General features: G+C 73.1%; 12 protein-coding genes. 6 read left to right on the top strand and 6 right to left on the bottom strand.

Annotated features, from left to right (window positions below; genetic code table 11):
- Positions 1-138: 138 nt before the first annotated feature.
- The 5 genes from E4P40_RS24120 (at position 139) to E4P40_RS24100 (ending at position 3814) form a co-directional block, all read left to right on the top strand.
- Positions 139-1314 (top strand): polyketide antibiotic transporter, encoded by a 1176-nt coding sequence (locus E4P40_RS24120; protein ID WP_135160899.1) that lies wholly within the window; start codon positions 139-141, stop codon positions 1312-1314.
- 84 nt (positions 1315-1398) lie between these two features.
- Positions 1399-2559, top strand: coding sequence for an adenylyltransferase/sulfurtransferase MoeZ (gene moeZ / locus E4P40_RS24115; RefSeq protein WP_135160900.1), 1161 nt, complete (start codon positions 1399-1401; stop codon positions 2557-2559).
- A gap of 82 nt (positions 2560-2641) precedes the next feature.
- A complete protein-coding gene (locus tag E4P40_RS24110) occupies positions 2642-3244 on the top strand; it encodes a TIGR03086 family metal-binding protein (RefSeq protein WP_135160901.1) in 603 nt (200 codons plus the stop codon).
- Between the two features lie 21 nt (positions 3245-3265).
- The gene (locus E4P40_RS24105; RefSeq protein ID WP_135160902.1) at positions 3266-3553 is read left to right on the top strand and encodes an MGMT family protein; all 288 of its coding nucleotides are present in this window, start codon (positions 3266-3268) and stop codon (positions 3551-3553) included.
- Positions 3554-3583: 30 nt separating this feature from the next.
- Positions 3584-3814, top strand: a complete 231-nt coding sequence (locus tag E4P40_RS24100; protein ID WP_135160903.1) for a hypothetical protein — start codon at positions 3584-3586, stop codon at positions 3812-3814.
- Positions 3815-3961: 147 nt separating this feature from the next.
- Here E4P40_RS24100 and E4P40_RS24095 read toward each other — a convergent pair whose 3' ends face one another.
- Positions 3962-4234, bottom strand: a complete 273-nt coding sequence (locus tag E4P40_RS24095; RefSeq protein WP_135160905.1) for a hypothetical protein — start codon at positions 4232-4234, stop codon at positions 3962-3964.
- A gap of 32 nt (positions 4235-4266) precedes the next feature.
- On the opposite strand from E4P40_RS24095, the gene E4P40_RS24090 reads away from it, so the two are divergent.
- Positions 4267-4647, top strand: coding sequence for a hypothetical protein (locus E4P40_RS24090; protein WP_135160904.1), 381 nt, complete (start codon positions 4267-4269; stop codon positions 4645-4647).
- 147 nt (positions 4648-4794) lie between these two features.
- Here the strand turns inward: E4P40_RS24090 and E4P40_RS24085 are convergent, their stop codons facing one another.
- The 5 genes from E4P40_RS24085 to E4P40_RS24065 all read right to left on the bottom strand — a co-directional run bounded on the left by E4P40_RS24085 (position 4795) and on the right by E4P40_RS24065 (position 8470).
- Entirely contained in the window at positions 4795-5025 is a 231-nt protein-coding gene (locus E4P40_RS24085; protein ID WP_135160903.1) for a hypothetical protein, read from the bottom strand.
- Positions 5026-5055: 30 nt separating this feature from the next.
- Positions 5056-5343, bottom strand: coding sequence for an MGMT family protein (locus tag E4P40_RS24080; RefSeq protein WP_135160902.1), 288 nt, complete (start codon positions 5341-5343; stop codon positions 5056-5058).
- Positions 5344-5364: 21 nt separating this feature from the next.
- On the bottom strand, positions 5365-5967 hold the full coding sequence (locus E4P40_RS24075; protein ID WP_135160901.1) for a TIGR03086 family metal-binding protein: 603 nt from the start codon (positions 5965-5967) through the stop codon (positions 5365-5367).
- A gap of 82 nt (positions 5968-6049) precedes the next feature.
- Complete coding sequence (gene moeZ, locus E4P40_RS24070) at positions 6050-7210, bottom strand: adenylyltransferase/sulfurtransferase MoeZ (RefSeq protein ID WP_135160900.1); 1161 nt, start codon at positions 7208-7210, stop codon at positions 6050-6052.
- A gap of 84 nt (positions 7211-7294) precedes the next feature.
- On the bottom strand, positions 7295-8470 hold the full coding sequence (locus E4P40_RS24065) for a polyketide antibiotic transporter (RefSeq protein WP_135160899.1): 1176 nt from the start codon (positions 8468-8470) through the stop codon (positions 7295-7297).
- Positions 8471-8608 lie beyond the last annotated feature (138 nt).

Below are 8608 nucleotides of genomic sequence, written 5' to 3'. Positions count from 1 at the left end.
GGCGCGGAGCACGTCGGTGCGCAGTGTTGACAGCACACGGCGATCCGCCTCGGCCGGGAAGGCAGCGGCTTCCAGCGCGCGCATGACGACTTCGTGACGCTCGTTGACGAGCAGGAGGATTGATCCCCGGCGAGCACGGTGCCGGTCCGCCAGACCGTGAAGCCGCCCGGGTCGTCGAGGGCGACCGGCGCGGTGCTCTTCGGCCTCCTCGTCGGCGGCACGGGCATGGTCGGCGCGGGGCTCGGAGCCGTGGCCGCGCAGCTCCTGCCGGAGCGGCGGGCCGCCTCCGGTCTCGGGGTGGCGGTGCTGCTGGCCGGCCTCCTGGTGCGCATGGTCGCCGACGGCGTCCCGGCGCTGGGGTGGGCGCACTGGCTGTCGCCGTTCGGCCTGCTCGCGCGGGCCGAGCCCTACGCCGCCGACCGGTGGTTGCCCCTCCTCGTCCTCGCGGTCGGGATCGCCGCTGTCGTCGTGGCATCCGTGGTCCTCCCCGGACGGCGCGACGCCGGCGCGGGCCTGCTCGGCCGCCGTGACCTCCACCGGGCGGGCACCGGACTGCTCGGGTCGCTGCCGGCCTTCGCCCTGCGGCGGCTGCGTCGTCCACTGCTCGGTTGGGGGACCGGCCTGGCGCTGTACTTCCTGCTGATCGGCACGCTGGCGACGACGATGACCGACTTCCTGCGCGACAACCCCGCCTTCGCCGAGCTGGCGTCGTCCGCCGGCTTCTCCCGACTGGCCAGCGTCGAGGGGTACGTCGCCGCGCTGTTCTCGCTGCTGGCGATCCCGGTCGGTGCCTTCGCCGCGAGCCGGCTCGCCACGGTCGGCGCCGACGAGACGAGCGGCCGGCTCACCCTGCTGCTGTCCCTCCCGGTGGCCCGGGCGCGATGGGCGGCGACCGAGGGTGCCGCGGCGGCAGGTGGCTGCGTGCTGCTCGCCGCGGTCGCCGGGGCGGCGACCTGGGTGGGGGCGCGCGTGGTGGGCGCGCCGCTCGGGCTCGGCGAGGCCGTAGGCGGTGCGGTGTCGGTGGCGCCGGTCGCGCTGCTGTGCCTGGGGGCGGCCGTCGCGGCGCTCGGCTGGATACCGCAGGCGGTGCTGGCCGTGGGGGTCCTGCCCGCGGCCGGTGGCTACCTGCTGCTCGTCCTCGCCGACTCGTTCCGCTGGCCGGCCTGGGTCGGCGGGCTCTCCCCGTTCGGCCACCTGGCCGCCGTGCCGGCCGAGTCCCTCGACGTGGGCGGTGCCGTCGGCATGGTCGTCGTCGCCCTGCTGCTCGCCGCCCTCGGGCTGGTCGGCTATGCGAGGCGGGACCTCCGGGCCTGAGGGAAGAGGCGGCCGTGCCACGCTGTTGTCCGCGTGAACGGCGGCTCCGAGCGGGCCGCAGCCGGATGACCTGAGGAGCAACCCGTGTCCCTGCCACCCCTGGTGGAGCCCGCCGCCGACCTGTCCATCGAGGAGGTCCGCCGCTACAGCCGCCACCTGATCATCCCCGACGTGGGTATGGACGGGCAGAAGCGGCTGAAGAACGCCAAGGTGCTCGCCGTCGGCGCCGGCGGCCTCGGCTCGCCGGTCCTGATGTACCTGGCCGCGGCGGGTGTCGGCACGCTCGGCATCGTCGAGTTCGACACCGTCGACGAGTCGAACCTGCAGCGCCAGATCATCCACGGGCAGTCCGACGTCGGCCGGTCCAAGGCCGAGAGTGCCCGGGACTCGATCAAGGAGATCAACCCGCTGATCGACGTCCGGCTGCACGAGACGCGGCTCGACAGCGAGAACGTGCTGGAGATCTTCGGCGACTACGACCTGATCGTCGACGGCACCGACAACTTCGCCACGCGCTACCTGGTCAACGACGCGTGCGTGCTGCTGGGCAAGCCCTACGTCTGGGGCTCGATCTACCGCTTCGACGGCCAGGTGTCGGTCTTCTGGAACGAGCACGGGCCGAACTACCGCGACCTCTACCCGGTCCCGCCGCCGCCCGGCATGGTGCCGAGCTGCGCCGAGGGCGGCGTGCTCGGCGTCCTCTGCGCCACGGTGGGCGCCATCCAGGCGACCGAGGCGGTCAAGCTGATCACCGGCATCGGCGAGACGCTGCTGGGCCGGCTCATGGTCTACGACGCCCTGGAGATGACCTTCCGCACGATCAAGGTGCGCAAGGACCCCGAGGGTGAGCCGATCACCGGGCTCATCGACTACGAGGCCTTCTGCGGCGTCGTCTCGGTCGAGGCCCAGGAGGCGGCCGCCGGCTCGACGATCACCGTCGACGAGCTCAAGGACATGATGGACGCCGGCAAGGACTTCGAGCTGATCGACGTCCGCGAGCCCAACGAGTACGAGATCGTGTCCATCCCCGGGGCCAAGCTGATCCCCAAGGACGAGATCCTGTCCGGCCGGGCGCTGTCGCAGCTGCCGAACGACAAGCCGATCGTGCTGCACTGCAAGACGGGCGTGCGTTCCGCCGAGGCGCTGGCCGCGGTCAAGAACGCCGGCTTCAAGGACGCCGTGCACGTCCAGGGCGGCGTGACGGCGTGGGCGACCCGCATCGACAAGGCCCTTCCGACGTACTGAACAACAGGGACGTCCCGACGGGCCCGGTCCGGCTCCCCTTCCCGGGGAGCGGGCCGGGCCCTCGGCATGTTGGATCGACCGCATGGCCGACTTCTCACCCGTGGAGCTGCTGGAGCTCTTCCAGCGCGCGCAGGCCCAGTTCACCGACCGGGTCGACGCCGTCGAGCCGGGCCAGTGGGACGACGAGTCGCTTCCCGGCTGGACCGTCGCCGACCTCGTCGCGCACCTGGTGAACGAGCAGCTGTGGGTACCCCCGCTGCTGGCGGGCGAGCCGTACGACCTGATCGAGGGCCGGTTCCCCGACGGCACCGAGGACCTGCTCGGCGACGACCCGTTCACCGGCTGGGAGACGGCCGCCGACGGCGCGCTGTCGGCGTTCGCCGAGGACGACGCCCTGGTGCGGACCGTGCACCTCTCCCGTGGTCCGACGCCGGCCACCGAGTACATCTTCGAGATGACCGCCGACCTGACGGTGCACTCCTGGGACCTCGCCCGGGCCACCGACGGGGACACCGAGCTCGACGGGGAGCTGGTCACCGCAGCGCTCGTCTACGCCGAGTCGCTGCCCGCGGACGGCATCCCCGGGATCGTCGACCCGCCGCTCGACGTGCCGCCGTCGGCGCTCCCCCAGGTGCGGCTCCTGGCCCGGTTCGGCCGCCGTGCCACGTCGTCCGGCCTGCGTTGACGGGTGCCCGACGATGGGCCCGTGACCGACCCGGTCGACGTCGACGAGGCGGTGTTCGACGTCGTCGAGCGCATTCCGCCCGGCCGGGTCAGCACCTACGGGGCGATCGGCCACCTGATCGGCATCGGTCCGCGGCGGGTGGCGCGTGCGCTGTCCTCCGGCGGAGGCGCCGTCCCCTGGTTCCGGGTGGTGCGCGCCGACGGCTCGGCCGCCGAACCGGTCCGGGTGCGGCAGCTGGAGCTGCTGGCCGCCGAAGGGGTCCCGGTGCGGAACGGCCGGGTGGACCTGGCATCGGTCGGCTGGCCCTGACCGTGTTGCCGCTGCGTGTCGGTCCGACCCATGCGGACCAATTCCCGGTATGGCCTTCAGCTCGACCCGGAAGCTGCCGACCTCCTGGTCATGAACAGCACCGCGTGCTGGGCCGTCGCCCAGGCCTCGCTCTGCGCAGTGACGGCGTCCCTGGACGACGAGATGGCCGACGACCTGCTGATGGTCGCCGGCTGGCTGACCACCGCAGCGGACCTGATCGTGGAGGCCTGGCTGCGCGAGGCCGCGCTCGCCCTGACCTGACCTAGTCCGCCGTTCTCCGGGCCGGCGCCGCCGGCATCGGCCGGATCGGCCACCGCCGGACCCGTCTCCCCGCACGGCGCACGGATCCGTCGGCTGCCTCCTCGGCGAGCTGCCGGGCGGCGACGACCGACGCCGGCTCCGGCGCGCTCACTTGAACCCCAGTTCGACGACGCATTCCCGGACGGCGGTCTCGTAGGCGACCTCCACCGCGACATCACCCCGGGCGGCTCCGTAGCTGAAGCTGCCGTCGGGATGCGGCGTCACGTCGAAGCCGCGGGCGTGCAGACACTCCGCCATGAGCAGGCCGTACTGGTCGTCAGGGGGTCCGTCCGCCGGATCGGCCGGCGGTGAGGAGGTGTCGATCTGCTGGGGCGGCATCAGGTAGACGAGCGCCCCGTCGCGGACCACCTGCACCTCCACGGAGAGGGGCCAAGCCCGGCGACCAGGTGCAGGTGTCGGTGCTCGACGCCGACGGGACGCCGTCGGGCGGGTACCGGCCCCTGGAGACCGTCGACGGCATCGCCGTCGGCACGGTCGAGTCGCCGGCGTGGCCCCTCTCCGTGGAGGTGCAGGTGGTCCGCGACGGGGCGCTCGTCTACCTGATGCCGCCCCAGCAGATCGACACCTCCTCACCGCCGGCCGATCCGGCGGACGGACCCCCTGACGACCAGTACGGCCTGCTCATGGCGGAGTGTCTGCACGCCCGCGGCTTCGACGTGACGCCGCATCCCGACGGCAGCTTCAGCTACGGAGCCGCCCGGGGTGATGTCGCGGTGGAGGTCGCCTACGAGACCGCCGTCCGGGAATGCGTCGTCGAACTGGGGTTCAAGTGAGCGCGCCGGAGCCGGCGTCGGTCGTCGCCGCCCGGCAGCTCGCCGAGGAGGCAGCCGACGGATCCGTGCGCCGTGCGGGGAGACGGGTCCGGCGGTGGCCGATCCGGCCGATGCCGGCGGCGCCGGCCCGGAGAACGGCGGACTAGGTCAGGTCAGGGCGAGCGCGGCCTCGCGCAGCCAGGCCTCCACGATCAGGTCCGCTGCGGTGGTCAGCCAGCCGGCGACCATCAGCAGGTCGTCGGCCATCTCGTCGTCCAGGGACGCCGTCACTGCGCAGAGCGAGGCCTGGGCGACGGCCCAGCACGCGGTGCTGTTCATGACCAGGAGGTCGGCAGCTTCCGGGTCGAGCTGAAGGCCATACCGGGAATTGGTCCGCATGGGTCGGACCGACACGCAGCGGCAACACGGTCAGGGCCAGCCGACCGATGCCAGGTCCACCCGGCCGTTCCGCACCGGGACCCCTTCGGCGGCCAGCAGCTCCAGCTGCCGCACCCGGACCGGTTCGGCGGCCGAGCCGTCGGCGCGCACCACCCGGAACCAGGGGACGGCGCCTCCGCCGGAGGACAGCGCACGCGCCACCCGCCGCGGACCGATGCCGATCAGGTGGCCGATCGCCCCGTAGGTGCTGACCCGGCCGGGCGGAATGCGCTCGACGACGTCGAACACCGCCTCGTCGACGTCGACCGGGTCGGTCACGGGCCCATCGTCGGGCACCCGTCAACGCAGGCCGGACGACGTGGCACGGCGGCCGAACCGGGCCAGGAGCCGCACCTGGGGGAGCGCCGACGGCGGCACGTCGAGCGGCGGGTCGACGATCCCGGGGATGCCGTCCGCGGGCAGCGACTCGGCGTAGACGAGCGCTGCGGTGACCAGCTCCCCGTCGAGCTCGGTGTCCCCGTCGGTGGCCCGGGCGAGGTCCCAGGAGTGCACCGTCAGGTCGGCGGTCATCTCGAAGATGTACTCGGTGGCCGGCGTCGGACCACGGGAGAGGTGCACGGTCCGCACCAGGGCGTCGTCCTCGGCGAACGCCGACAGCGCGCCGTCGGCGGCCGTCTCCCAGCCGGTGAACGGGTCGTCGCCGAGCAGGTCCTCGGTGCCGTCGGGGAACCGGCCCTCGATCAGGTCGTACGGCTCGCCCGCCAGCAGCGGGGGTACCCACAGCTGCTCGTTCACCAGGTGCGCGACGAGGTCGGCGACGGTCCAGCCGGGAAGCGACTCGTCGTCCCACTGGCCCGGCTCGACGGCGTCGACCCGGTCGGTGAACTGGGCCTGCGCGCGCTGGAAGAGCTCCAGCAGCTCCACGGGTGAGAAGTCGGCCATGCGGTCGATCCAACATGCCGAGGGCCCGGCCCGCTCCCCGGGAAGGGGAGCCGGACCGGGCCCGTCGGGACGTCCCTGTTGTTCAGTACGTCGGAAGGGCCTTGTCGATGCGGGTCGCCCACGCCGTCACGCCGCCCTGGACGTGCACGGCGTCCTTGAAGCCGGCGTTCTTGACCGCGGCCAGCGCCTCGGCGGAACGCACGCCCGTCTTGCAGTGCAGCACGATCGGCTTGTCGTTCGGCAGCTGCGACAGCGCCCGGCCGGACAGGATCTCGTCCTTGGGGATCAGCTTGGCCCCGGGGATGGACACGATCTCGTACTCGTTGGGCTCGCGGACGTCGATCAGCTCGAAGTCCTTGCCGGCGTCCATCATGTCCTTGAGCTCGTCGACGGTGATCGTCGAGCCGGCGGCCGCCTCCTGGGCCTCGACCGAGACGACGCCGCAGAAGGCCTCGTAGTCGATGAGCCCGGTGATCGGCTCACCCTCGGGGTCCTTGCGCACCTTGATCGTGCGGAAGGTCATCTCCAGGGCGTCGTAGACCATGAGCCGGCCCAGCAGCGTCTCGCCGATGCCGGTGATCAGCTTGACCGCCTCGGTCGCCTGGATGGCGCCCACCGTGGCGCAGAGGACGCCGAGCACGCCGCCCTCGGCGCAGCTCGGCACCATGCCGGGCGGCGGCGGGACCGGGTAGAGGTCGCGGTAGTTCGGCCCGTGCTCGTTCCAGAAGACCGACACCTGGCCGTCGAAGCGGTAGATCGAGCCCCAGACGTAGGGCTTGCCCAGCAGCACGCACGCGTCGTTGACCAGGTAGCGCGTGGCGAAGTTGTCGGTGCCGTCGACGATCAGGTCGTAGTCGCCGAAGATCTCCAGCACGTTCTCGCTGTCGAGCCGCGTCTCGTGCAGCCGGACGTCGATCAGCGGGTTGATCTCCTTGATCGAGTCCCGGGCACTCTCGGCCTTGGACCGGCCGACGTCGGACTGCCCGTGGATGATCTGGCGCTGCAGGTTCGACTCGTCGACGGTGTCGAACTCGACGATGCCGAGCGTGCCGACACCCGCCGCGGCCAGGTACATCAGGACCGGCGAGCCGAGGCCGCCGGCGCCGACGGCGAGCACCTTGGCGTTCTTCAGCCGCTTCTGCCCGTCCATACCCACGTCGGGGATGATCAGGTGGCGGCTGTAGCGGCGGACCTCCTCGATGGACAGGTCGGCGGCGGGCTCCACCAGGGGTGGCAGGGACACGGGTTGCTCCTCAGGTCATCCGGCTGCGGCCCGCTCGGAGCCGCCGTTCACGCGGACAACAGCGTGGCACGGCCGCCTCTTCCCTCAGGCCCGGAGGTCCCGCCTCGCATAGCCGACCAGCCCGAGGGCGGCGAGCAGCAGGGCGACGACGACCATGCCGACGGCACCGCCCACGTCGAGGGACTCGGCCGGCACGGCGGCCAGGTGGCCGAACGGGGAGAGCCCGCCGACCCAGGCCGGCCAGCGGAACGAGTCGGCGAGGACGAGCAGCAGGTAGCCACCGGCCGCGGGCAGGACCCCCACGGCCAGCACCGCCTGCGGTATCCAGCCGAGCGCCGCGACGGCCGCCCCCAGGCACAGCAGCGCGACCGGCGCCACCGACACCGCACCGCCTACGGCCTCGCCGAGCCCGAGCGGCGCGCCCACCACGCGCGCCCCCACCCAGGTCGCCGCCCCGGCGACCGCGGCGAGCAGCACGCAGCCACCTGCCGCCGCGGCACCCTCGGTCGCCGCCCATCGCGCCCGGGCCACCGGGAGGGACAGCAGCAGGGTGAGCCGGCCGCTCGTCTCGTCGGCGCCGACCGTGGCGAGCCGGCTCGCGGCGAAGGCACCGACCGGGATCGCCAGCAGCGAGAACAGCGCGGCGACGTACCCCTCGACGCTGGCCAGTCGGGAGAAGCCGGCGGACGACGCCAGCTCGGCGAAGGCGGGGTTGTCGCGCAGGAAGTCGGTCATCGTCGTCGCCAGCGTGCCGATCAGCAGGAAGTACAGCGCCAGGCCGGTCCCCCAACCGAGCAGTGGACGACGCAGCCGCCGCAGGGCGAAGGCCGGCAGCGACCCGAGCAGTCCGGTGCCCGCCCGGTGGAGGTCACGGCGGCCGAGCAGGCCCGCGCCGGCGTCGCGCCGTCCGGGGAGGACCACGGATGCCACGACGACAGCGGCGATCCCGACCGCGAGGACGAGGAGGGGCAACCACCGGTCGGCGGCGTAGGGCTCGGCCCGCGCGAGCAGGCCGAACGGCGACAGCCAGTGCGCCCACCCCAGCGCCGGGACGCCGTCGGCGACCATGCGCACCAGGAGGCCGGCCAGCAGCACCGCCACCCCGAGACCGGAGGCGGCCCGCCGCTCCGGCAGGAGCTGCGCGGCCACGGCTCCGAGCCCCGCGCCGACCATGCCCGTGCCGCCGACGAGGAGGCCGAAGAGCACCGCGCCGGTCGCCCTCGACGACCCGGGCGGCTTCACGGTCTGGCGGACCGGCACCGTGCTCGCCGGGGATCAATCCTCCTGCTCGTCAACGAGCGTCACGAAGTCGTCATGCGCGCGCTGGAAGCCGCTGCCTTCCCGGCCGAGGCGGATCGCCGTGTGCTGTCAACACTGCGCACCGACGTGCTCCGCGCC

The organism is Blastococcus sp. CT_GayMR20, assembly GCF_004570345.1.
Note: the sequence above shows the minus strand (reverse complement) of the source record. Positions and strands in the feature narration are given on the sequence as shown.

Coding starts and splice junctions, on each gene's coding strand:
- E4P40_RS24110 (WP_135160901.1), top strand. CDS start 2,642: ATGGCCGACTTCTCACCCGTGGAGCTGCTGGAGCTCTTCCAGCGCGCG.
- E4P40_RS24100 (WP_135160903.1), top strand. CDS start 3,584: ATGCGGACCAATTCCCGGTATGGCCTTCAGCTCGACCCGGAAGCTGCC.
- E4P40_RS24075 (WP_135160901.1), bottom strand. CDS start 5,967: ATGGCCGACTTCTCACCCGTGGAGCTGCTGGAGCTCTTCCAGCGCGCG.
- E4P40_RS24085 (WP_135160903.1), bottom strand. CDS start 5,025: ATGCGGACCAATTCCCGGTATGGCCTTCAGCTCGACCCGGAAGCTGCC.